The organism is Monashia sp. HAY1-2A (genome assembly GCF_056755315.1).
The window spans coordinates 1-22808 of sequence record NZ_JBNDHY010000018.1; the positions used below are offsets into that span (position 1 = coordinate 1).

General features: G+C 73.1%; 21 protein-coding genes and 1 riboswitch. Of the genes, 7 read left to right on the plus strand and 14 right to left on the minus strand.

The genetic code is table 11. The annotated features are described in order from the left end of the window. Window positions 1–234 (plus strand): membrane dipeptidase (locus ACPYOM_RS04395; protein ID WP_481345032.1); only part of this gene is annotated, 234 nt, incomplete at its 5' end. 30 nt (window positions 235–264) lie between these two features. Here the strand turns inward: ACPYOM_RS04395 and ACPYOM_RS04400 are convergent. Both ACPYOM_RS04400 and ACPYOM_RS04405 read right to left on the minus strand, forming a co-directional pair. After that, window positions 265–1011, minus strand: coding sequence for an ion channel (locus ACPYOM_RS04400; RefSeq protein WP_481341985.1), 747 nt, complete (start codon window positions 1009–1011; stop codon window positions 265–267). A 143-nt stretch (window positions 1012–1154) separates the two neighbouring features. After that, window positions 1155–4058, minus strand: coding sequence for an FtsK/SpoIIIE family DNA translocase (locus tag ACPYOM_RS04405; RefSeq protein WP_481345033.1), 2904 nt, complete (start codon window positions 4056–4058; stop codon window positions 1155–1157). 165 nt (window positions 4059–4223) lie between these two features. Beyond that, window positions 4224–4347, plus strand: a riboswitch (SAM riboswitch). Between the two features lie 39 nt (window positions 4348–4386). Between ACPYOM_RS04405 and ACPYOM_RS04410 the strand changes: the two genes are divergently transcribed. Then, a complete protein-coding gene (locus ACPYOM_RS04410) occupies window positions 4387–5775 on the plus strand; it encodes an aminotransferase class V-fold PLP-dependent enzyme (RefSeq protein ID WP_481345034.1) in 1389 nt (462 codons plus the stop codon). Window positions 5776–5951: 176 nt separating this feature from the next. On the opposite strand, the gene ACPYOM_RS04415 is transcribed toward ACPYOM_RS04410, so the two are convergent. The 5 genes from ACPYOM_RS04415 to ACPYOM_RS04435 form a co-directional block, all read right to left on the minus strand. After that, complete coding sequence (locus tag ACPYOM_RS04415) at window positions 5952–7058, minus strand: endonuclease/exonuclease/phosphatase family protein (protein WP_481345035.1); 1107 nt, start codon at window positions 7056–7058, stop codon at window positions 5952–5954. A 6-nt stretch (window positions 7059–7064) separates the two neighbouring features. Then, entirely contained in the window at window positions 7065–8750 is a 1686-nt protein-coding gene (locus ACPYOM_RS04420) for a ribonuclease J (protein ID WP_481345036.1), read from the minus strand. A gap of 94 nt (window positions 8751–8844) precedes the next feature. After that, window positions 8845–9732 carry a 4-hydroxy-tetrahydrodipicolinate synthase gene (gene dapA / locus ACPYOM_RS04425; protein WP_481340512.1) on the minus strand — a complete coding sequence of 296 codons (888 nt, stop codon included), beginning with the start codon at window positions 9730–9732 and terminating at the stop codon, window positions 8845–8847. Between the two features lie 195 nt (window positions 9733–9927). Then, window positions 9928–10422 carry a dihydrofolate reductase gene (locus tag ACPYOM_RS04430; protein ID WP_481345037.1) on the minus strand — a complete coding sequence of 165 codons (495 nt, stop codon included), beginning with the start codon at window positions 10420–10422 and terminating at the stop codon, window positions 9928–9930. 54 nt (window positions 10423–10476) lie between these two features. After that, window positions 10477–11289 carry a thymidylate synthase gene (locus tag ACPYOM_RS04435; RefSeq protein WP_481345038.1) on the minus strand — a complete coding sequence of 271 codons (813 nt, stop codon included), beginning with the start codon at window positions 11287–11289 and terminating at the stop codon, window positions 10477–10479. Between the two features lie 135 nt (window positions 11290–11424). Here ACPYOM_RS04435 and ilvA point away from each other — a divergent pair, with 135 nt between their 5' ends. Further along, window positions 11425–13098 (plus strand): threonine ammonia-lyase, biosynthetic, encoded by a 1674-nt coding sequence (gene ilvA / locus ACPYOM_RS04440; RefSeq protein ID WP_481345039.1) that lies wholly within the window; start codon window positions 11425–11427, stop codon window positions 13096–13098. On the opposite strand, the gene ACPYOM_RS04445 is transcribed toward ilvA, so the two are convergent. From ACPYOM_RS04445 to paaA, 6 genes are all read right to left on the minus strand, one after another. Next, window positions 13095–14183: an NAD(P)-binding domain-containing protein gene (locus ACPYOM_RS04445; protein ID WP_481345058.1), complete on the minus strand. Its 1089-nt coding sequence runs from the start codon at window positions 14181–14183 to the stop codon at window positions 13095–13097. The genes ilvA and ACPYOM_RS04445 overlap by 4 nt on opposite strands. Window positions 14184–14255: 72 nt before the next feature. Continuing rightward, window positions 14256–15389, minus strand: coding sequence for a 1,2-phenylacetyl-CoA epoxidase subunit PaaE (paaE, locus tag ACPYOM_RS04450; RefSeq protein ID WP_481345040.1), 1134 nt, complete (start codon window positions 15387–15389; stop codon window positions 14256–14258). Further along, window positions 15390–15872 (minus strand): 1,2-phenylacetyl-CoA epoxidase subunit PaaD, encoded by a 483-nt coding sequence (paaD, locus tag ACPYOM_RS04455; protein ID WP_481345041.1) that lies wholly within the window; start codon window positions 15870–15872, stop codon window positions 15390–15392. A gap of 71 nt (window positions 15873–15943) precedes the next feature. After that, a complete protein-coding gene (gene paaC, locus ACPYOM_RS04460; RefSeq protein ID WP_481345042.1) occupies window positions 15944–16750 on the minus strand; it encodes a 1,2-phenylacetyl-CoA epoxidase subunit PaaC in 807 nt (268 codons plus the stop codon). Beyond that, entirely contained in the window at window positions 16747–17064 is a 318-nt protein-coding gene (gene paaB, locus ACPYOM_RS04465) for a 1,2-phenylacetyl-CoA epoxidase subunit PaaB (protein WP_481340526.1), read from the minus strand. Before paaB ends, paaC begins: the two co-directional genes overlap by 4 nt. Beyond that, window positions 17061–18113, minus strand: a complete 1053-nt coding sequence (gene paaA, locus ACPYOM_RS04470) for a 1,2-phenylacetyl-CoA epoxidase subunit PaaA (protein WP_481345043.1) — start codon at window positions 18111–18113, stop codon at window positions 17061–17063. Before paaA ends, paaB begins: the two co-directional genes overlap by 4 nt. 80 nt (window positions 18114–18193) lie before the next feature. Between paaA and ACPYOM_RS04475 the strand changes: the two genes are divergently transcribed. From ACPYOM_RS04475 to ACPYOM_RS04485, 3 genes are all read left to right on the plus strand, one after another. After that, the gene (locus ACPYOM_RS04475) at window positions 18194–18847 is read left to right on the plus strand and encodes an N-acetyltransferase family protein (RefSeq protein WP_481345044.1); all 654 of its coding nucleotides are present in this window, start codon (window positions 18194–18196) and stop codon (window positions 18845–18847) included. A 107-nt stretch (window positions 18848–18954) separates the two neighbouring features. Further along, entirely contained in the window at window positions 18955–19722 is a 768-nt protein-coding gene (locus ACPYOM_RS04480) for an AzlC family ABC transporter permease (RefSeq protein WP_481345059.1), read from the plus strand. Beyond that, entirely contained in the window at window positions 19719–20033 is a 315-nt protein-coding gene (locus ACPYOM_RS04485; RefSeq protein ID WP_481345045.1) for an AzlD domain-containing protein, read from the plus strand. The genes ACPYOM_RS04480 and ACPYOM_RS04485 overlap by 4 nt, the downstream gene beginning before the upstream one ends. A gap of 94 nt (window positions 20034–20127) precedes the next feature. On the opposite strand, the gene dapB is transcribed toward ACPYOM_RS04485, so the two are convergent. Beyond that, window positions 20128–20916, minus strand: coding sequence for a 4-hydroxy-tetrahydrodipicolinate reductase (dapB, locus tag ACPYOM_RS04490; protein WP_481340590.1), 789 nt, complete (start codon window positions 20914–20916; stop codon window positions 20128–20130). Window positions 20917–21088: 172 nt separating this feature from the next. On the opposite strand from dapB, the gene ACPYOM_RS04495 reads away from it, so the two are divergent. Further along, window positions 21089–22750 (plus strand): FG-GAP-like repeat-containing protein, encoded by a 1662-nt coding sequence (locus tag ACPYOM_RS04495; RefSeq protein ID WP_481345046.1) that lies wholly within the window; start codon window positions 21089–21091, stop codon window positions 22748–22750. Window positions 22751–22808: the final 58 nt, after the last annotated feature.

Genomic DNA, 22808 nt, shown 5'->3' on the forward strand with positions numbered 1-22808 from the left:
GACTACGACGGCACGGACACCTTCCCGCTCGGGCTCGAGGACGTCAGCGGCTACCCGACGCTCGTCGCCGAGCTGCTGCAGCGGCGGTGGTCCGAGGACGAGGTGGCCCGGCTGGTGCGTGGCAACGCGCTGCGGGTGCTCCGGGACGCCGAGGCGGTCGCCCGCGACCTGCAGGCGGCTCGCCCGCCCGCCATCACCACCATCGAGGAGCTCGACGGGCCGCCGGCATCCTGACCCGGCGCGCCGGGTCAGGACGGGCGAGCGTCAGCGGCGGAAGCGGGCGATGGTGAGCCCGACCAGGCGGGCGACGACGAGCGCGACGTAGAGCATCCCGGTGATCTGCTGGAGCAGGACGAACGCGCGCGCGTGCGGCTCCACGGCGTAGATGTCCGACAGGCCCGTCGAGGTCATCGTCGTGATGGACAGGTAGAGCAGCTCGAACCACGTGCGGGTCCCGGGCACGCCGGTCTCGCCGTAGATCGTGAAGGAGTGCGGCCAGACGATCTGGATCGCCAGGTAGAGGTACGCGAAGCCCCACGCGACGACGGTGAAGGTCGCCCCGGTGGCGTAGAGCTCGTCGCGGGTCACCCAGTTGTCGGCGAACATGTACCGCAGCAGGCCGTAGCCGGTGTACATGTAGAAGAGCGCATGCAGCATGCTGCTCCAGAGGGCGACGGCCTGGTTGTCGGGCCAGATCGCCTCGCCGACCGTCAGGAAGACGACCGGGCCACCGAGGAGCAGGGCCACCCACGTCAGCGCCGGCGTCGCCCGCACCGCGCGCACGGCGAGGAAGAGCACGACGAGGCCGATGAGACCGAAGACCGCGCGCGCCGCCTCCTGGACGTCGCCCGACCGCGTCTCGATGAAGGGATAGGCGAGCAGCGCGGCCAGCTGCGCGAAGAGCAGGAGAGCGCACGGCAGGTCGGACAGCTTGCGGCGGAAGCGGTCCCACCGGTTCGGTGGACCGACGCGACGCGGGGTCGACGGCCAGAGCTCGAGCGAGGCACTCACCTCCCGGAGCCTAGTCGCGACGACGTCCCGACGGCGGCAGGCGGCAGTGGACAGGCGGCAGGCGCGGTCGGCGGGCTCCAGACGCGTCTCGACGCGTTCCGACGCACCCCGACGCGCCCCGACGTGCCCCGCCGCGTCGGCGGTCAGTAGCGCTCGCGGCCGCCGCGGTCGGTCAGCTGCCAGGCGTCCTCCGACTCCTCGTCGTCCTCGTCGACGGTCGGCGTCAGGTCACCGGGCGTCCATGCCGCCGTCGGCACGGCCGTCGTCTCCTCCTCCGCCTGACGCCGCTCGCCGCGCTCGGCGACGATCGCGGCCGTGCGCTGTGGGGCGACGTCGTCCGGAAGGCCGGCCGTCAGGTCCGACGTGTCGAGCTCGACCGGCGGCGGGGCGTAGGGCTGGTCGTCCTCCGGGACGAGGTCCTCGTCGTCGACCGCGACGGCAGCGGGCACGTCCTCGCCGCGCAGCAGCGCGAGCGTCTGCGGCAGGTCGTCGGGACGCACGAGCACGTCGCGCGCCTTGGACCCCTCGCTCGGGCCGACGATGCCGCGGGACTCGAGCAGGTCCATGAGCCGGCCGGCCTTGGCGAAGCCAACGCGCAGCTTGCGCTGCAGCATCGAGGTGGACCCGAACTGCGTCGTGATGACGAGCTCGGCAGCCTGGAGCAGGACGTCGAGGTCGTCGCCGATGTCGTCGTCGATCTGCTTCTTGGGCGCCGCGACGGTGACGTCCTCGACGTAGTTCGGCTTGAGCTGGGTCGTGACGAACTTGACGACCTCGTGGATCTCCGACTCGTTGACCCACGCACCCTGCACCCGCATCGGCTTGCTGGCGCCCATCGGCAGGAAGAGGGCGTCGCCCTGGCCGATGAGCTTCTCGGCGCCCGGCTGGTCGAGCACGACGCGCGAGTCCGCGAGCGAGGACGTGGCGAAGGCCATGCGGCTCGGCACGTTGGCCTTGATGAGGCCGGTGACGACGTCGACCGACGGGCGCTGCGTGGCGAGGACGAGGTGGATGCCGGCGGCCCGCGCCAGCTGCGTGATGCGCACGACCGACTCCTCGACGTCGCGCGGGGCGACCATCATGAGGTCGGCGAGCTCGTCGACGACGACGAGCAGGTACGGGTAGGTGGTGATCTGCCGCTCGGAGCCGGGCAGCGGCTTGACCTTGCCGGCCCGGACCGCCTTGTTGAAGTCGTCGACGTGCTTGAACCCGAACGCCGCGAGGTCGTCGTAGCGCTGGTCCATCTCCTTGACGACCCACTGGAGGGCCTCCGCGGCCTTCTTCGGGTTGGTGATGATCGGCGTGATGAGGTGCGGGATGCCTTCGTACGCGGTCAGCTCCACGCGCTTGGGGTCGACGAGGATGAGGCGGACCTCCTCCGGCGTCGAGCGCATGAGGATCGAGGTGATCATCGAGTTGACGAAGCTCGACTTGCCCGAGCCGGTGGCGCCGGCCACGAGCAGGTGGGGCATCTTGGCCAGGTTGGCGATGACGTAGGCGCCCTCGACGTCCTTGCCGACGCCCATGACCATGGGGTGCTCGTTGCTGCGCGCGGTCTGGCTGCGCAGGACGTCGCCGAGCGCGACGTTCTCGCGGTCGGTGTTGGGGATCTCGATGCCGATGGCCGACTTGCCGGGGATCGGGCTGAGGATCCGCACGTCGGCCGAGGCGACGGCGTACGCGATGTTCTTGCTCAGCGCGGTGACGCGCTCGACCTTGGTGCCCGAGCCGAGCTCGACCTCGTAGCGGGTCACCGTCGGACCGCGGGTGAAGCCGGTGACCGCGGCGTCGATGTCGAACTGCTCGAAGACGTTCGTCAGGGACTCGACGACGGCGTCGTTCGTCTCGCTGCGCGTCTTGTGCGGCGACCCCGGCTTGAGCATCGCCTGGTCGGGCAGGCGGTAGGTGATGTCCCCACCGAGGCTCAGCTGCTCGACGCGCGACGGCATCTCGGACATCGGCGGCGGCACGAGCTCGGCCTTGGGTCCGACCTTGCTCGTGTCGGGGGCCCCGTGGGTCTTCGGGTCCGTGGCGTCGATCACCTTCTCGCCGCTCGGTCGCGGTGCGAGGACGCCGGGCGCGGTCGGACGTTTCTCGCCCGGGCGCAGCCGCTTGGTGGGGGCGTCGTCGGCCTCCTTCTGCGCCGCCTGGCGGAAGGCCTCGTCGCCGTCGCGCTCGGACAGGTCGACGGGCTTGCGGCGGGCCCGCTTGAGCGCGGCCGCCGGGGCGTCGGCCTCCGCCCCGTCCCCGGCGTCGGCCCCGTGGGGATGCGTGCCGCGGTCGATGACGAGCGCCTTGAGCTGGCGCAGGCGGGTCGGGACCATGTTGACCGGCGTCGCCGTGATGACGAGCAGGCCGAAGACGCCGAGGAGCACGAGCAGGACCGTCGCCCCGTAGGTGGAGACGGCCGCGGCGAGCGGGCTCGAGGCGAGGAAGCCGATGATGCCCCCGGCGGCGCGCATGCCGTCGGCCCCGTCGGGCGGGTTGGGGATGCCGTCGGCGAGGTGCGACAGGCCGCACGCGGCGAACGTCAGGGTGATCGTGCCGACGACGATGCGGTTGGTCGCGGCCTCGTCCTGGGGGGCGCGCAGCATCCGCAGGCCGAGGGCCAGCAGCACGAGCGGGACGGCGTACGCGACCCGGCCGAAGGTGCCGGCGAAGACGGCGTGGACGACCTGGCCGAACGTGCCCGAGACGCCCCACCACTCGCGTGCCGCGACGACGACGGCGAGGGCGATGAGGGCGAAGCCGATGCCGTCGCGCTTGTGCTCGGGCTCGAGGTCGGCCGCGCTGTGCCCGACCCGGCGCACCGCGCCACCGGCCAGGTGCGAGACGCCCATCCACGTGTTGCGCACCGCGTTGAGGGGGAACGGCAGGCCGCCGCCCCGCGTCTTCGTCGGCCCCTTGGACTGGCCCCTGCGGGCAGCGGCCGGCTTGCGCTGTGCGGGACGGGTCGAGCGGGCCGCCGGCGGGCGCGACGACGAGCCCTTCGCGCGCGCGGCCGCGGCAGGGCTCGTTCGCTGGCTGGTGGACGGACGTGTCGCCATGGTCGCACCGTACGCCAGCGTCCCTCTCAACTCACGCGTCACACGCGCACCACGACCGATTCGCCGGACCGTTGCCGTGGGCGCGAGTCGGTGCAGTCTCAGATTCCGACACCGTGGGCCCGCTGGGTGGACACCCGGACAGGCCGGCGCCTATGGTCTTCGCCAGGTCAAGAGTGTCAGCGACAAGCCCCGGCTCGCTGGCCAGCAACCCTCCTCCGCGGTGGGGTGCTCCGGGTGACGACCAGGCCGTCCTCGGCTGGTTTCTCCTCGAGGTCGGCAAGCGCGGACCTGCACCGGGTGGGTCCCTGGACTCGCGAGGAGCACTGCCATGTCGGCCCTTCCCACCACGACGACCCTCTGCGGCGGCGGCCCCGCCCCGGTCGTCCGCACCCGAGCCCTCCGCGTCGTCGCCGAGGGCGAGGCCCTGCCGCGTGTCGTCGGCGCGGACCTGCGCGTGCCCACGACCCGGGGCGAGGTGGCCTACGCCAACCTCGACCACGCGGCGTCGACCCCCGCCCTCCAGACCGTGAAGGACGCCGTCGACCGTGCCCTCGAGACGTACTCGTCGGTGCACCGCGGTGCCGGGTTCGCCTCGCGGCTGACGAGCGCCTGGTACGAGCAGGCGCGTGAGGAGGTGGCCCGGTTCGTCGGCGCCCGCGAGGACGACCAGGTCGTCTTCACCCGCACGACCACCGACTCGTGGTCGGTGCTCGCCCACGCCCTGCCGAGCCGCGCCGTGGTCTTCGTCTTCGGCAGCGAGCACCACTCGACGCTGTTGCCCTGGGGCCGTTCGCGCACGGTGCGCCTGCCGATCCCCCAGAGCACCGACGACGCGCTCGACCTGCTCGACGAGGCCCTCGCCGAGCACCCGGGCCGGCACCGCCTCGTGGTGCTGACGGCGGCGTCCAACGTCACCGGCGAGGTGTGGCCGGTGGAGCGCTTCGCCCGTCTCGCCCACGAGCACGGCGCCCGGATCGCCGTCGACGCCGCGCAGCTGTCCGCGCACCGCCGCATCGACCTCGCGGCGTGGGACGCCGACTGGGTGGCCTTCTCCGGCCACAAGACCTACGCCCCCTTCGGTGCCGGCGTGCTCGCCGGGCGTCGTGACTGGCTCGACGCCGGCGCACCCTACCTGCCCGGCGGCGGCGCGACCCGGACGGTCACCGAGACGGCCACGGAGTGGGCCACGGGCCCGGCGCGCCACGAGGGCGGCAGCCCCAACGTCATCGGGGCCATCGCCCTCGCGGCGGCCTGTTCGACGATCGAACGCCACCGCGCCGCCATCGAGGCCCACGAAGAGGCGCTGCTCGAGCGGCTGCGCACCGGCCTCGAGGCGGTCCCGGGCGTCGAGGTGCTCTCGATCTTCGGCGACGACCACGACCGGGTCGGTGTCGTCGCCTTCACGGTGTCCGGCTTCGACCCCTCGCTCGTGTCGCAGGTGCTCTCGGTCGAGCACGGCATCGGTGTGCGCGACGGCAAGTTCTGTGCGCACCTGCTCGTCGACGAGCTGCTCGAGGACCCGTGGGGCGAGCGTCCCCAGACCGCGGTGCGCGCCAGCGTCGGGCTCGGCAGCACGGCCGAGGGCGTGGAGCGTCTCGTCTCGGCCGTGGCCGCGCTCGTGGGCGAAGGGCCGTCGCGGACGTGGACCCGGACGGCCGCCGGGTGGACGGTCGAGGGCACGGACCCCCGCGACGTCGAGGTCGAGCGCCCCTGGTGAACCGGGCCGGGTCTCTCGCCCCCTGACCCCCGTCACCCCGTAACACACCGAACAGCTGCCAGGTGGGTCCGGGAATACCAGGGACCACCTGGCAGCTGCTCGGTGTGTTTGCGATCCCGCGGCGAGACGGGCGGTCGGGCGGGGTCGGGCGGTCGGTCGGGCGGTCCGTCGGGGGGTCAGCGCTCGGTGCGCAGGGCGTAGGACGCCCAGACGGCGGCGTGGTCGGTCCGGTTGACCGCGACCTGACCCGCGTCCACGACGGCCAGTCCGCGGCTCAGCTGATGGTCCAGGTCGACGTACGGCGGGATGCGCCGCCCCTCGAACGGCCAGGTGCGCACCCAGCCTCGGCCCGCAGCCGCCTGGGCGTCGGTCAGCCCGGTCGCGAGCCGCCGGAACACCGGGTGGCCCGACGAGGCGTTGAAGTCGCCGGCGAGGACGAGCGGTCGGTCGGTCGGCTGCGCGTGCACCCACGTCGCGAGCGAGACCAGGGCCGCGTGCCAGTCGTCGGTGCGGTCGGGCAACGGCGGCGGCGGGTGCACGGCCCGAAGCCGCACGGTGCCGGCCGGCGTCGTGACGTCGACGTCCGGCTGGAGGCTGTCACCGGCCGGGCTGACGCCGTCGGCACGCTCGCTCAGGGGGTACCTCGAGAGCACGAGCGTCCCGACGACACCATCGCGCGCCCGACCGACGCGTTGCGGGAAGAATGCGCGCGCACCGGCGTCGTCGAGGTCGGTCTCGGACTCCGGCGTCGCCTCGACCAGGACGAGCACGTCGACCGAGTGCAGCCGCACGGCGTCCATCAGCTGACGCGAGTTGGCTTGTCCCTCATGGAGGTTCGCCGACATGACGGTCAGGTCGGTGTCGACCGTGGCGTGCACGCTCGAGGACCACGCCGGGGCCGCGACGACGAGCCCCACGACCGCGACCGCGACGATCGGCACCGACACGGACCAGCGACGCAGGAGGAGCGCGGCCGCCGCGAGCAGCAGGAGAGCGACGACGGCGAGGGGACCCGCCGTCTGGAGCACGACGACCGGGTAGAGCGTCGAGTCCAGCCCGCGCAGGGCCACGACGGCGAGCAGGAGCACCAGGACCGCCAGCAGCGCCCGGTCCGCGACACGCTCCCACCGCCGGCGGGACCCAGCGTCCTGCGGCGGGTCGGCGCTCTCCTCCGAGGGATCGGAGGCGGCCGTCACCGGGTCGGCGGCGACCTCCGCCGGGTCGGCGGCGACCTCCGCCGGGTCGCGGGCGACCTCCGCCGGGTCCTCGACGTGTTCGGTCACGCGGCGTCAGGCCTGCAGGACGACGGGGATGATCATCGGGCGACGGCGGATCTTGCCGCCGACCCACGAACCCACCGCACGCCGGACGATCTGCTGCAGCTGCTGGTCGTCGCGCACCCCGTTGGCGACGGCCTCCTCGATCGCGCGCTCGACCTTCGGGATGACCTGCTGGAAGATCTCGTCGTCCTCGACGAAGCCGCGCGCCGTGATCTGGGGGCCGCTCGCGATCTTGCCGGTGGCCGAGTCGATGACGACGATGCAGGAGATGAAGCCCTCGTCGCGCAGGATCCGGCGGTCCTTGAGCAGCGCCTCGTCGGCCCCACCGACGCTGCTGCCGTCGACGTAGACGTACCCGCAGTCGACGACGCCGACGACGGACGCCTTGCCCTCCACGAGGTCGACGACGACGCCGTCCTCGGCGAGGACGACGTGGTCCTCGGGGACTCCGGTCTGCATCGCGAGCCGCGAGTTGGCCCACATGTGTCGCCACTCGCCGTGGACCGGCATGACGTTGCGCGGCTTGACGATGTTGTAGCAGTAGAGGAGCTCGCCGGCGCTGGCGTGGCCCGAGACGTGCACCTTGGCGTTGCCCTTGTGCACGACGTGGGCGCCGAGACGCATGAGGCCGTTGATGATGCGGTAGACGGCGTTCTCGTTGCCGGGGATGAGGCTGCTGGCGAGCAGCACGGTGTCGCCAGGGCCCACGTCGATGCGGTGCTCGCGGTTGGCCATCCGGGACAGGGCCGCCATCGGCTCGCCCTGCGAGCCGGTGCAGATGAGGACGACCTCGTCGTCGGGCAGGTTGTCGAGCTTCTTGAGGTCGACGAGGATGCCGTCGGGCACCTTGAGGTAGCCGAGCTCGGCCGCGATGCCCATGTTGCGGATCATCGACCGCCCCACCATGGCGACCTTGCGGCCGGCCTTCTCCGCGGCGTCGAGCACCTGCTGGACGCGGTGCACGTGGCTGCTGAAGCAGGCGACGATGATGCGCCGCTCGGCGTGACGGAACACCTTGTCGATGGCGGGGGCGATCTCCAGCTCGGGCGTGGTGAACCCCGGCACGTCGGCGTTGGTCGAGTCGGTGAGGAAGAGGTCGACGCCCTCCTCGCCGAGCCGGGCGAAGGCGCGCAGGTCCGTGAGCCGGCCGTCCAGCGGCAGCTGGTCCATCTTGAAGTCACCGGTGTGCAGGAGCGTGCCAGCCTCGGTCCGCACGAAGACGGCGAGCGCGTCGGGGATCGAGTGGTTGACGGCGACGAACTCGAGGTCGAAGACGCCGATCTGCTCGCGCTGCCCCTCCCGGACCGCCATCGTGAACGGCTTGATGCGGTGCTCCCTCAGCTTGGCCTCGACGAGCGCGAGGGTGAGCGTGGAGCCGATGAGCGGGATGTCGCCCTTGAGCTTCAGAAGGTAGGGGACGGCGCCGATGTGGTCCTCGTGGCCGTGCGTGAGGACGATGGCCTCGATGTCGTCGAGCCGGTCCTCGATGTAGGTGAAGTCCGGGAGGATGAGGTCGACGCCCGGGTGGTGGTCCTCGGGGAAGAGGACGCCGCAGTCGATGACGAGCAGGCGGCCCTTCGTCTCCAGGACGGCCATGTTGCGGCCGACCTCGCCGAGACCACCGAGCGCGACGACCCGCAGGCCGTTGTCGGGGAGGGCGGGGGGTGCGGTCAGCTCGGGGTGAGGGTGGCTCACAGGTGTCCTGTCGGGTCGTGGGTGCTGCCGAGGCAGCCGGTACCCCGCCGCAGCCGGCGTGACCGGTGCAGCGGGCAGGGGCTTCAGGGGGTCGTCATCGGGCGACCGCCGCGAGCGCCTCGCGCAGCAGCGTGGTCTGCTCCTCGTCGGCCGCGACGAGCGGCAGGCGGACGGTGGGTGTCTCGATGACGCCCTGCAGGGCCAGGGCGGCCTTGGCCATGATGGCGCCCTGCGTGACGTTCATGACGGCGTCGACGAGGGGGGTCAGGCGCCGGTGAACGCGGCGGGCGTCGTCCCAGCGCCCGTCCACGACGGCGTCGGCCAGCTCCCGGTAGGCCGCGGGCGCCACCTGCGAGGTGACGCCGACGAAGCCGACGGCACCGTTGAGGAAGTGGAACAGGTCCATCCCGTCGTCGCCGGAGTACCAGGCCAGCCCGGTGCGCTCGATGAGGTCGCCGGCGAACCACAGGTCGGCGCGGGCGTCCTTGACCGCGACGATGCGCTCGTGCTCGGCGATGCGCAGGTAGGTGTCGCGGGCGATCGAGACGATGGACCGGCCCGGGATGTCGTAGAGCATGACCGGCAGGTCGCTCGCGTCGGCGAGGGCCGTGAAGTGTGCGACGAGCCCGGCCTGCGGCGGCTTGTTGTAGTACGGGGTCACGGCGAGCACTGCGTCGGCGCCCGCCTTCGCCGCCGCCTGCACCGACTCGATGCTCTTGGCCGTGTCGTTGCTGCCCGCCCCGGCGATGACGACGGCGCGGTCACCGACCGCGTCGATGACCGCGCGCAGGAGCTCGTCCTTCTCGGCGGCGGAGGTGGTGGGCGACTCGCCGGTGGTGCCCGAGATGACGAGGCCGTCGTGTCCGGCGTCGACCAGGTGGGTGGCGAGACGCTGCGCCGCGTCGAGGTCGACGGAACCGTCGGCCCGCATGGGCGTGACCATCGCCGAGAGAACACGTCCGAGTGGGGGTGCGGCAGCCATGGGCCAAGGTTAGCGCCCGCTCCCGCGGGCGACCGACCGGCGCCCACCCGGGAGCCCCGGGCACGAGGCGAGGCGCTACTCGCTCGGGGGTCCGAGTAGCGCCTCGCACCCGGTACATCGCAGCCGCTCCCCCGCCGTTACAGCGGGCCGGCCGGGATCCGGGCGGAACACCGTGGCGGTGAGGAGCGCCTGGTGTCAGGACGTGGCAGCGGCGCCGCGCCCGGAGCCGCGACGCTCGTAGGTCACCCACGCGAACCCGTCGTGGGGCTCGCGCGTGGTCTCGGCCCAGTCGGTGCGGTCGACATCGGGGAAGGTGACCGCTCCCTCGGGCGCCTGGTCGACCTCGGTGACGAGCAGCCGCTGCGCGAACGGCATCGCGAGCCGGTAGACCTCTCCCCCGCCGACGACGAACACCTCGTCGGCCGGCCCGGCGAGCGCGAGCGCCTCCTCGAGCGAGTGCGCCACCTCGACGCCGGGATGGCTCCAGTCCTCCTGCCGGGTGACGACGATGCTGCGACGGCCCGGTAGGACGCCCATGGACTCGAAGGTGCGCCGTCCCATGACCATGGGGTGGCCCATCGTCATGCGCTTGAAGTACTTGAGGTCCTCGCCGATGTGCCAGGGCATCGTGCGGCCGTCACCGATGACCCCGTTGCGCCCCACGGCGACGATCATCGTCACGTTCGTCATGGCTCCAGCGTCGCAGACGCCGCCCCACGGAGGCTGCTGCGGCACGCACGCCGTTCAGACGGCGATGGGGGCCCTGATGCCCGGCTCGGCCACGTAGTCGACGAGCTCGAAGTCGTCGAGGTCGAACTCGTCGATCGAGGTCTTGCCGGGCGTGATGCGCATCGTCGGCAGCGCGTGCGGTGTGCGGGTCAGCTGCAGCCGCGCCTGCTCGAGGTGGTTGAGGTAGAGGTGGGCATCGCCGAGCGTGTGGACGAACTCGCCGGGCTCGAGGTCGGTCAGCTGCGCGACCATCTGGGTCAGGAGGGCGTAGGACGCGATGTTGAACGGCACGCCGAGGAAGATGTCGGCGCTGCGCTGGTAGAGCTGGCAGGAGAGGCGGCGCCGGCCGTCCGGGCCGGGAGGCGCGACGTAGAACTGGAACATCGTGTGGCACGGCGGCAGGGCCATGTCGTCGACGTCGGCGACGTTCCACGCGGACACGAGGAGGCGGCGGCTGTCGGGGTTGGTGCGGATCTGCTCGATGACCTTGGCGACCTGGTCGACGCGTCGGCCGTCGGGCGTGGGCCACGAGCGCCACTGGTAGCCGTAGATCGGGCCGAGGTCGCCGTTCTGGTCGGCCCACTCGTCCCAGATGCTGATGCCTCGCTCCTGCAGCCAGCGCACGTTGGTGTCGCCGCGCAGGAACCAGAGCAGCTCACCGATGATGGAGCGCAGGTGCAGCCTCTTGGTCGTCATCGCCGGGAAGCCATCGGCGAGGTCGAACCGCATCTGGTACCCGAACGTGCTGAGGGTGCCCGTCCCGGTCCGGTCGGCCTTCTCCTGGCCGTGGGTGAGGACGTGGTCGAGGAGGTCGAGGTACTGCCGCACGCCCGCAGCCTAACCCCGGCGTGCGACAGGGCCGCGTGGACACGCAGCGGCCTGGCGCGGGGCCGGACCGACCCGTGCATCTCGTCCGCTGGTCCGTGCGGACGAGTCCGGTCCGGCGGCCCTAGTCTCGGTCGCATGTCGACCGTGCCCGACGAGGCTGGCAGCGAGGCTGCCGGCGCGGCAGGCGATGCCGGCGCGGCAGGCGATGCCGGCGCGGCAGGCGATGCCGGCGCCGCAGGGGCTGCAGGGACTGCGGGGGCTCCGGGGACCTCCGGGGCGGAGCACCTGCGTGAGGTCCTTCGCGCCCCGGTCTACGAAGCCGCCGTGGTGACGCCGCTGGAGGTCATGGAGTCGCTGTCGAGGCGTCTGGACAACACGGTCGAGGTCAAGCGCGAGGACCGCCAGCCGGTCCACTCGTTCAAGGTGCGCGGCGCCTACACCTTCATGCGGCAGCTGGACGAGGCGCAGCGCGCCCGTGGCGTCGTGGCCGCCTCGGCCGGCAACCACGCCCAGGGCGTCGCGCTCTCGGCCGCGATCCTCCACATCGAGGCCGACGTGGTCATGCCGAAGACGACCGCTCCGATCAAGGTCGACGCGGTCCGTGCCCACGGGGCCCGGGTGGTCCTCCACGGCGACACGTTCGACGACGCCAAGGCCGAGGCGATGCGGCTCGCCGCCGAGCGCGGACGCGTCTACGTCGCCCCCTTCGACGACCCGCTCGTCATCGCCGGCCAGGGCACGCTCGGGCTCGAGCTGCTCCAGCAGGACGCCCACCTCGACCGCATCTTCGTCCCCGTGGGCGGCGGCGGCCTCGCCGCGGGCGTGGCCACGCTCGTCAAGTACCTCATGCCGGCCGTGCAGGTCATCGGGGTCGAGCCCGACGACGCCGCCTGCCTCACGGCGGCCCTCGCCGCCGGGCGACCGGTCGAGCTGCCGGAGGTGAGCAGGTTCGCGGAGGGCGTCGCGGTCAAGCGCATCGGCGACCGCACGTTCGAGCTGTGCCGCGAGCACCTCGACGACGTCGTCACGGTCAGCTCGGACGAGATCTGCGCGGCGATCAAGGACATCTTCGAGGACGTCCGAGCCGTCGCCGAACCCGCCGGAGCCGTCGCCCTCGCCGGGCTCAAGAAGTACGTCGAGGAGCACCGCCTTCGGGGCGAGCGCCTCGCGCACGTGCTCTCCGGCGCGAACGTCAACTTCCACACGCTGCGCTACATCTCCGAACGCGCCGAGGTCGGTGAGCACCGTGAGGCCCTGCTCGGGGTGACGATCCCCGAGCGGCAGGGGTCCTTCCTCACCTTCGTCGAGGCCCTGGCGGGGCGGGCCGTGACGGAGTTCAACTACCGTCTCGACGACACCTTCGAGGCACGGATCTTCGTCGGCGTGCGGCTGGCCCGTGGGCTGGCCGAGCGCGCGGAGATCATCGCCGCGATCGCCCTGGCCGGCTACGAGGTCGTCGACCTGTCCGACGACGACACGGCCAAGACCCACGTGCGCTACATGATCGGCGGGCACCCGCCGCAGTGCCGCGAGCGCGTCTACTCGTTCGAGTTCCCCGAGCACCCGGGCGCCCTCCTGCGCTTCCTCACCGAGCTCGGCACCCGCTGGAACATCACGATGTTCCACTACCGCAGCCACGGCGCCGACTCGGGCCGCGTGCTCTGCGCCTTCGAGGGGGTGGACGACCCCGCCGACGCGGAGGACTTCCAGCGGCACGTCGAGGACCTCGGCTACCCGTGCAAGGACGTCACCGCGAGCCCGGCGCTCTCCTACTTCCTGCTGTCGCGCCCGCGCCGGCCGTCGGCCTAGGCGACGGACTCCCGGTTCCGCGTCAGCTGCTGCCGCACGGCACGCGCGGCGGCACGTCCGGCCCGGTTGGCGCCGATGGTCGATGCCGACGGTCCGTACCCGACGAAGTGCACGCGCGGGTCGGCGGTCGACGTCGTGAACGTGTGCTCGTCGAACGGGGCGACGAGGCGGATGCCGCCGTGCTCGCTCCGGAGCCGGAGGGGTCCCAGGTGCCGCACCGTCGGCCGGAAACCGGTGGCCCACAGGATGACGTCGGCAGGCTCGAACGACCCGTCCGCCCACCGCACGCCGTCCGGCTCGATGCCCTCGAACATCGGCCGGCGTGCGTACGCGCCGAGCTCGGCAGCCCGCTGCTCCTGCGGACGCAGCAGCAGGCCGGTGACGCTGACGACGCTGCTTGGGGGCAGGCCCCGAGCCACCCGCTCCTCGACGAGAGACACGGCCCGACGCCCTGCGTCCTCGGTGAACGGCCCGGTGCGCCAGACCGGTTCACGTCGGGTCACCCAGATGGTGTGTGCGAGGGGGGCGAGCTCCCCGAGCAGCTGCACCGCCGATGCGCCCCCACCCACGACGACGACGCGCTGACCCGCGAGCTCGTCGGGGCCTCGGTAGTCGACGGTGTGCAGCTGCCGTCCGCGGAAGGTCTCGATGCCCGGGTAGTGCGGCAGGAACGGGGTCTGCCAGGTGCCGGTCGCGTTGACGACCGAGCGCGTGAGCCAGCGCCCCCGCGTCGTCTCGACCCGCAGGAGGCCGTCCGGGTCGCCGTCGAGGGGTGCGACGGACGTGACGCGCACGGGCCGCAGGACGGGACGCTCGAGGTGCTCCTCGTACTCGCCGAAGTACCGGGGGACGACGACGTTGGCCGGGTCGGCCGCATCGTGCTCGGGCACGGGCATGCCGGGCAGCTCGGCGATGCCGTGGACGTCCGACATGGTGAGGCTGTCCCAACGATGCTGCCACGCGCCGCCCGGGCGGTCGTTGGCGTCGAGCACGACGAACGGCCCGACACCGAGGCGTCCGAGGTGGTGGGCCGCCGACAGGCCGGCCTGACCGGCCCCGATGACGACGACCTCCACGCGTTCCACGTCGGTTGAACGCGCCAAGGGCCGGTGCTCTTCCCCCCGCCACGCACCGGGCCGGCGCCGCCGGGCCGGAGGTCAGGCGTCGTAGTCGAGCGACACCTCGTCGGTGACGGGGTGGCTCTGACAGGCGAGGACGATGCCAGCCTCGACCTCCTCCGGCTCGAGCGCGTAGTTGCGGTCCATCCGCACCTGCCCTGAGACGAGGCGCGCCCGGCAGGTGCCGCACACACCGTTGGTGCACGAGAAGGGCGCGTCCGGCCGTGCCCGCAGGGTCGCGTCGAGGATGGACTCCTCCCTGCTCGGCATGGGGATGACGGTGGTGCGGCCGTCGAGGTTGACGGTCACCGTGGCCTCGGGCGGCGCGCCCTCCTCGACGACGACCCTGCGCCTCGGCTCGGTGCCGTCGTCGACGTGGAAGATCTCGTGGTGCACGTGGTGGACGTCGACGCCGCGCTCGCGCAGCAGCGCCTCCGCACCGGTGACCATGCCGAACGGCCCGCACAGGTACCACTCGTCGACGGTCTCGACGGGCACGAGCCGCTCGAAGATCGCCGCGAGGCGCTCGGCGTCGAGCCGACCGTGGAACAGCTCGACGTCCTGGGCCTCGCGCGACAGGACGTTGACGAGGTGGAACCGGCCGGGGAAGCGGTTCTTGAGGTCCTCGAGCTCCTCGAGGAACATGATCGAGCTGGTGCGGCGGTTGCCGAACAGGAGCGTCGCCCGCGACAGCGGCTCCTCCTCGAGCGCCGTCGTCAGGAGCGACAGAACCGGGGTGATGCCCGACCCCGCCGCGATGGCGACGTGGTGGCGGGCGAGGTCGGGACGCGTCGGGCACGTGAACGAGCCCAGCGGCGTCATGACGTCGAGGACGTCCCCGGGAGCGACGACCTCGTTCATCCACGTCGACATCCGGCCCTCGGGCACGCGCGCGACCGCGACGCGGCGCAGGTGCTCCATGCCGGCAGCCCCGCGCGACTGGCAGATCGAGTACGACTGGCGCACCTCCTCGCCGTTGATGGTCGCGCGCACGGTGAGGTGCTGGCCGGCCTCGAACGCGAACTCGTCCGCAAGGTGCGGGGGCACCTCGAAAGCGACCGCGACGGCGTCGTCGGTGAGCCGCTCGACCGACGCGACACGCAGCGGGTGGAAGCGGGCCCGGTGGCGGCTGCCGGCGGGCACGGTCGAGGGCGAGGTGGTCAGGTCGGTCATTCAGAGGGCCTTGAACTCGTCGAACGGCTCGAGGCACGCGTTGCAGCGGCGCAGGGCCTTGCACGCGGTCGAGCCGAAGTGGGCGATCTCGGTCGTGTCGTCGGAGCCGCACCGCGGGCAGGCCACGACGTGTCGGCCGAGGCTCACGGGGACCGGGCCCGAGACGGCGGTACCGGAGGCCGGGCCCGGCGGCGCGATGCCGAAGCGGTGCAGGGCCTCGCGTCCCTCCTCGGTGATCCAGTCGGTGGTCCACGGGGGCGACAGTTGCGTCCGCACCGTCGCGGCGTACCCGTGTGCGTGCGCGGCGAAGACGATGCGGTCGGCGATCGCCTCCATGGCCGGGCACCCGCTGTAGGTCGGGGTCACGGTGACGACGACTGCACGGGCCGACTCGTCGACCTGCACCCCGCGCAGGATGCCGAGGTCGAAGATCGTGACGACCGGCACCTCGGGGTCCGGGATCCGTGAGATCGCCTGCGCCACAGCGCTTTCCGGGAGCGGCGCGGCGCCTCCGCCAGCCGCGCAGTCCGTCGCCCGGTCGGTGGCCACGGCCGTCACCACGTGGCCCCGGGATGGGACCGGGCGATGTGCTGGAGCTCGGCGAGCAGGTAGCCCATCGGCCGCGAGTGGACGCCGCTGCGCCCACCGCGCGCGCGCCAGCCCGGAGCGGCCGGCACCGTCAGCGTCGCCGCGGCGAGGACCTCGTGCACGCGACGCGTCACCGGCTCCTCCAGGCCCGACGGCAGCACGCCGAAACCGGACTCCGCGACGAGGACGGCGGCGTCGTCGTCGGCGAACAGCTCAGGTACGTACGGGGCACTGCGCTCGAGGGCGGCCTGCATCCGTTCGTGCGACTCGTCCGTGCCGTCGCCGAGGCGGCAGACCCACAGCGTGGCGTGGTCGAGGTGGTAGCGGACCTCCTTGACCGCCTTGGCCGCGACGCCGGCGACGACGTCGTCCGTGGATCCGGCCAGCCGCGTGTGCAGCTCGACCTGGCGGGCGGAGAACCACAGGAGGCGGGCCATCTCGTCGGCGAAGTCGCCGCGCTCCTGCTCGACGAGGTGGACGTTGCGCCACTGCCGCTCGTCGCGGGACATCGCGAAGTCGTCCTCGAGGCGACCGGTGCCGTCGAGGGAGCCCGCGTAGGGGTAGAGCGCGCGGGCCTGGCCGAGGAGGTCGAGCGAGATGTTGCCGAGCGCCATGTCCTCCTCGATCTGCGGCGCGTTGGTCATCCACTCGGCGAGGCGCTGGGCGTAGACGAGGGCGTCGTCGGCGAGGCCGACGAGGTAGGTGGCCCGCGGGTCGTCGGACCCGAGGGCGCGCGGGGCCGCCATGGCGTCGGTGCGGGTCACGTCGCTCACAGGTACTCGACGTCCTCGGGCACGTCGTAGAACGTCGGGTGCCGATAGATCTTGTCGGCGGCGGGGTCGAAGAACGAGTCCTTCTCCGTCGGGCTGCTCGCCGTGATGTCCTCGGCACGCACGACCCAGATCGACACGCCCTCCTGGCGGCGCGTGTAGAGGTCGCGTCCGTTGCGCAGAGCCAGCTCGGCGTCCGGCGCGTGCAGCGACCCGACGTGCACGTGGGACAGGCCACGCTTGCCCCGCACGAAGACCTCCCAGAGCGGCCAGCTCCTCTCCGTCGAGGGTGCGACGGCGTCCGACCCTCCGCTCACGCGGCACTCTCCTTCGTCCTCGCGGCCTGCTTGGCGGCGTACGCGTTGGCGGCCTCACGGACCCAGGCGCCGTCCTCGTGCGCGCGACGGCGGTGCGCGATGCGCTCGGCGTTGCACGGGCCGTCGCCGCGCAGCACCTGCCAGAACTCGTCCCAGTCGACCTGGCCGAAGTCCCAGTGACCGCGCTCCTCGTTCCAGCGCAGCTCGGGGTCGGGCAGCGTCAGGCCGAGCTTCTGGGCCTGGGGCACCGTCATGTCGACGAACTTCTGGCGCAGGTCGTCGTTGCTGAAGCGCTTGATGCCCCACGCCATCGACTGCTCGGTGTGGCCACCCTTGACGCTCTCACCGGTGTCGGGCGGTCCGAACATCGCCAGCGCCGGCCACCACCAGCGGTTCGCGGCGTCCTGGGCCATCTCGCGCTGCGCGTCGGTGCCACGCATGAGGGTCCACAGGATCTCGAAACCCTGCCGCTGGTGGAAGCTCTCCTCCTTGCAGACCCGGATCATGGCCCGCGCGTACGGCCCGTACGAGCAGCGGCACAGCGGCACCTGGTTCATGATCGCCGCGCCGTCCACGAGCCAGCCGATGGCGCCGCAGTCGGCCCACGTCAGCGTCGGGTAGTTGAAGATCGAGGAGTACTTCTGGGTGCCGTTGTGGAGCCGGTCGAGCAGCTCCTGGCGGTCGACGCCGAGGGTCTCGGCGGCGCTGTAGAGGTAGAGCCCGTGGCCGGCCTCGTCCTGGACCTTGGCGATGAGGATCGCCTTGCGCCGGAGGCTCGGCGCGCGGGTGATCCAGTTGCCTTCCGGCTGCATGCCGATGATCTCCGAGTGGGCGTGCTGGGCGATCTGGCGGATGAGCGTCTGGCGGTACTTGTCCGGCATCGCGTCCCGCGGCTCGATGCGCTGGTCCGCCGCGATGAGGGCCTCGAAGTCGCCGCCGTCCCCCGGACGCTGCTCGGCCTGCCGGCCCTGCTCGACCGTCGCATCGTAGTCGGCGGTCTCGGCCGCGTTGAGCGGCTCGTTCGGGTCGATGACGTCGTTGCCATACATGTGTCCAGTATGCGAGAAGGGCGCCACCGGCGACAAAGTGGCCCCTCCGGGCGTTGCCGGCCGGCTGAGAGGATGCCGGGGTGACGCACCCGCACGACGCCGACCTTCCCGAGACGACGCCGGACCCGACGCGGCACGGGCACGGACACGGACACGGGCACGGGCACGACCACGACGCCGCGCGTGGCCCGGTGGCGGACGCGAGCGTCCGCGTGGCGCGCAGCTCGGACGCGCCCGCCGTCGGGTTCGTGCAGGCCGTCGTCTTCCGCGAGGCGTACGCCGCTGTCCTGGCGCCCGAGGTGCTCGAGCAGCTCGAGCCGAAGGTCTTCGCCGGCGCCTGGCGCGACAGCCTCGAGGGCGAGGCCGCCGGCGACGGCGTCCTGCTCGTGGCCTGCGCCGGCGACCAGGTCGTCGGCTTCGCGGCGGTCGGCGCCTCGAGCGACCCCGACGCGGGCGAGGCGACCGCCGAGCTGCTCGTGCTCGCGGTCCACCCGGACGCCCGTCGGCAGGGCCACGGGTCCCGGCTGCTCCACGCGGTCGTCGACACCGCCCGGGCCCGAGGCCGCGACCGCCTCACCGCGTGGTTGCTCGCCTCGGACGACACCGTGCGGACCTTCCTCACGGCGTCGGGGCTCGAGCCCGACGGGGCGCACCGCGAGCGCGTCGTCGACGCCGACGGGCGCACCGTCCGCGAGCTGCGTCTCGCCGCGTCCGTCGCGCCGGAGCCGTCGTGACCGGTCCCGCCGCGGGGGACCGTCGGCGTCCCGCCGCGAACAGCGCCGACGCCTCTGCGGCGGAGCGGGCCGCACCGGGGGCCCTCGGCGCGCCGTCGGCCGGTCCACTGCCACGCGCGGAGCGACGGGTCGTCGTCCGTGAGGCGCTGTCGGTCGGGCTCGCGACCGGCGCGTACGGCATCAGCTTCGGCGCGCTCGCCGTCGCCGCGGGGCTCGACGTCTGGCAGGCGATGGCGCTGTCGCTGCTCATGTTCACCGGCGGGTCGCAGTTCGCGTTCGTCGGCATCGTCGCCAACGGACTGCACGCGGCACCGGCCGCCATCGCGGCGTCGTCGCTGCTCGGCGTCCGCAACGGGCTCTACGCCCTCGAGCTGACCCAGCTGCTCACGCCCCGCGGGGTGCGACGCCTCGCGGCCGCCCACCTGACCATCGACGAGTCGACCGCCGTGGCGGTGTCCCAGGAGGACGTCCGCGCGTCGCGCGTCGGCTTCTGGCTGACCGGCGCGGCCGTCTTCTCGCTGTGGAACCTCACGACGCTCGTCGGCGCGCTCCTCGGCGACGCCCTCGGCGACCCGCGCCGGTACGGGCTCGATGCCGCGGCCTGTGCCGCGTTCACGGCGCTGCTGTGGCCGCGCCTGCGCAACCGGGACGCCGTCGCGACAGCGGGTGTGGCGGCGGTCGGGGCCGTCGTCCTCGCTCCGAGCCTGCCGGCCGGGGTGCCGGTGCTCGTGGCCGCGCTGGCCGCCCTGCTCGCCTGGCGGGCGCCCCGCAGCGGCGCGGGGTCCGACCCGGGGCCGGAGGACGCAGCGGCGGACGTGGGCCGGAGCACCGACCTGCGCGAGGGCCGCGTCGCGCGGGACGGGGGCCGGCGATGAGCCTGTGGGTGGCGATCCTCGTGGCAGCCGGGTTGGCGTTCGGGCTGAAGCTCGCCGGCTACCTCGTGCCCTCGAGCGTCCTCGCCGAACCGCGCGTCAAGCGTGTGACGGGCGCGCTGCCCATCGCCCTGCTCGCCGCGCTCATCGCGACGCAGACGTTCACCCTGGCCGGCGGCGCCCTGACGGTCGACGCCCGGCTCGCGGCGGTCGGCGTCGCGGTCGTGGCGCTCCTGCTGCGGGCGCCGTTCATCGTCGTCGTCGTGCTGGGGGCCTGCACGGCAGCCCTGCTGCGCGCCCTCGGCTGGGGCTGACGGCCCGGCGCCCGGGACCGCAACCGGGACCGCGACCCCGACGACGACGCCATCGGCGGCACGGTTCGGGCCCGGCGGCCGTGGGTCGGTCTGCTCAGTCCAGGCCGAGGTAGTGCTCGAGGCCGACGGTGAGGCCGGGGTGGTCGGCGACGGCGCGCACGGCCGCGACGACGCCCGGCATGAAGGAGGCGCGGTCGAACGAGTCGTGGCGGAGCGTCAGCTGCTCCCCCGCGTTGCCGAGCAGCACCTCCTGGTGCGCGGTGAGCCCCCGCAGGCGGACCGAGTGCACGGGGACGCCGTCGACGCGGGCGCCGCGGGCTCCGTCGGGGTCGTGGGTCGTCGCGTCGGGACCGGGCGCCACACCCGCCCCCGCACGTGCTGCGGCGATCATCGCCGCCGTCCGGGCGGCCGTGCCGGAGGGCGCGTCGACCTTGGCGGGGTGGTGCAGCTCGATGACCTCGACCGACTCGAAGAACGGGGCCGCCTTGGCGGCGAACGCCATCATGAGCAGGGCACCGATGGCGAAGTTCGGCGCGACGAGGACGCCGACGCCGGCACCGGTCCGCGAGGGTGGCGCCTGCGCGAGCCGGCCTCGCAGCGTCTCGAGCCGGTCGTCGTCCCACCCCGTCGTGCCGACCACGACGTGGACGCCGCGCTCGACGCAGTGGGCCACGTTGCCGGGGGACGCCGCCGGCACCGTCAGCTCGACGGCGACGTCCGCGCCACCGAGGTCACCGAGATCGTCGGAGCTGCCGTACGCGCCGACGAGCCGCAGCCCCTCGGCCGCCTCGACCGCCCGGACCGCCTCGGACCCCATCCGCCCGTTCGCACCGATGACCGCCACCGCGATGGCACCGGTGGCCGCGGTGGGATCGTCACGCATCGGGCCCTCGTCGTTCGTCGTCACCACGCCTCGAGGGTAGTGGCGCCGCCGCCTGCGAGGACGGCCGGTCCCACCGCGCTCCCCGGCCCGTGCCCCGAGCAAGGACCGCGGGACCGCTGGGGATGGTGGCGCGGCGGCCGGCGGAGCACACTGTCACCAGGAAGTGATCGCCATGCCGAACCGCGCCCGCCCCGCCTCCTCCACCACCCTCCGACGCACCTCCGTGCTCGTCCGGACGCGCACTCCCGGCACCGCTCTCCACCGGGTCGCTGCCATGGTGGCGGCGCTCGCCCTGGCCTTCTCCTTCGGGGTGGTCACCGCGCCGACGGTCCACGCCACCGTGCTGTTCGGCAACGACATCTCCTGGCCGCAGTGCCCGACCACCCAGGGTGGTTACGGGCAGCCGATGCCGCCCGCCTCGACCCAGTTCGTCGTCGTCGGGCTCACCCACGGCCTGCCGTTCACCGAGAACCCCTGCGTGGCCTCGCAGCTGCAGTGGGTCAGGGACCACGCCACCCCCGCGCACGCCTACACGATGGCGGGCTTCCCGACCGCGGCGCAGCTGTCGACGTACGCCACGCGAGGCCCGTGGTCGAGCACGACCCGGGCCGGACGCCTGTCGAACGTCGGCTACGCCGAGGCGAGCTATGCCGCAGCGACCCTGGACCGCATCGGCTGGCGGCCGCCGGTGGTGTGGATCGACGTCGAGCCCCGGCCCGCCCAGCCGTGGCCGTCGACGACGCGGTCCCAGCGCATCGAGAACCGGTACGTGGTGGAGGGGCTCATGCGCGGCCTGCGTGACCAGGGCTACGCCTACGGCCTCTACTCCAACGCGTCCGGCTGGCAGGCGATCACCGGGTCGTGGCTGTTGCCGGGCGTGCCGGTGTGGGCGACGGCCGGCACCCTCGACTACCCGAACGAGGCGCTCGACCGGTGTACGCAGCCGAGCTTCTCGGGCGGCAGGGTCTACCTGTCGCAGTGGTGGAACACGACCACCGACTTCGACCGCACCTGCGAGCCGTACGCCTTCACGGCGCTGCCCATCCCGGCGTCGACGCTGACCGCGTCCACGGGTGACGTCGACGGCGACTGGCGCACCGACGTCGTGGCCCGGTGGGCGAGCACGGGGACGCTGCGCCTCTACTCGGGCACCGGGACGGGCAGCCTGTCGCTCGGCCGGCAGGTCGGTACGGGGTGGAGCGGCTTCGACCTCCTCGACACCGCGGGCGACCTCGACGGGACCGGAACCCTCGACGTCGTGGCCCGCCAGCGGACGACCGGCGACCTCTGGCTCTACCGCGGCGACGGCCACGGTGGCTGGACCCTGCCGGCCCTGCGCATCGGCACCGGATGGGGCGGCATGAGCGCCGTGCTCGGCCCGGGTGACCTCACCGGCGACGGACGCCCCGACCTGCTGGCCCGCCGTGCCTCCGACGGGACGGTCTGGGTGTACCCCGGCACCGGGCGAGCCTCGTTCCAGCCGCGCCTGCAGGTCGCCTCGGGATGGAACCGGTACGACCGCGTCGTGCCCGTCGGCGACGTCACCGGAGACGGCCGTCCGGACGTCATGACGCGCGAGCCCTCGACCGGGCGCCTCTGGCTGCATGCCGGCACCGGCACCGGGGGGTTCGCGGCACCGGTCGTCGTCGGGACGGGCTGGAACGGCATGACGGCGCTCGCCTCCCCCGGCGACTTCGACAGCGACCGCGTCGGCGACGTCCTCGCCCGCGACCGCGCGGGTGTCCTCTGGCTCTACCCGCGGACGGCGTCCGGCGGGTGGTCGCCGCGGCGCCAGGCCAGCACCGGGTGGAACGTCACGGACGCCATCTTCTGAGCCGCCCTTCGACGACGCGGTCAGGTGGCTCTCAGCCAAAACCCAGCGCCGGGAGCGA